Origin of the sequence: Acidaminococcus sp. HCP3S3_G9_1 (assembly GCF_052122455.1) — a bacterium.
Lineage (GTDB): Bacteria > Bacillota > Negativicutes > Acidaminococcales > Acidaminococcaceae > Acidaminococcus.
Window position 1 is genome coordinate 1 of the sequence record NZ_JBQKCH010000044.1, and the last position, 683, is coordinate 683.

Genomic DNA, 683 nt, shown 5'->3' on the forward strand with positions numbered 1-683 from the left:
AGAAAATTCGAGTGTTTTCCTTGTCAAAGGTACAGTGACCAACTTCGTCAATAATCAGGCAAGAAGGACGTACCAACGTATTCAATACTTTAGATACTCTTCCTGTTTGGCGAGCCAGAGTAAAACGGTCTCTTAGTTCCGTCATTTTAATGAAATACGCTTTCAGTCCTTTGTGGCAGCAGGCATATCCAAAGGCTTGTGCCAGGTGTGTTTTCCCTGTGCCAGCAGGACCTATCAGTGCCACATTTTTGTGAGCATAGATAGCAGATAAAGTTGCAAGACTTTTAATCTGCTTCACGTTCTTTCCGTGAAGCAGATTAAAATCAAAGCTCTCAAAGGTTTTCGGATTGCTTAAAGGCAATCTGCTAAGCCTTAAGAGTGTGCGTACAGTTGCTTCTTTCTTCTTTTCGCCAATGTGGGCGAAGATGGCAGCTACAGCATCTATGGTTTCATCAGAATAATGTCCTTCTTCAGCCAGAGAAGCCAGTTCCACAGCACTAAAATCAAGATGGAGCACTTTGCAGCTTTTATCAATCTTTTCAATCAGCTCCTCATTCATTCTCGCTGCCCTCCTTATCAAAATTGAATTTTTCAAAGGAAAGGGATGGAGATGCCTCTGCTGGTGCAAGCTGTTTAATTGTCGTACGGATAGGAGCGGTAGGCAATTCCTCAGGCTGCCGTTT

Annotated in this window: 1 protein-coding gene; it reads right to left on the bottom strand. The window is 43.2% G+C overall.

Annotated elements, in window-relative coordinates; genetic code table 11:
• On the bottom strand, nt 1-559 hold a 559-nt coding region (locus tag ACTQY1_RS11250; RefSeq protein ID WP_441374213.1), incomplete at its 3' end, for an ATP-binding protein.
• Nucleotides 560-683: the final 124 nt, after the last annotated feature.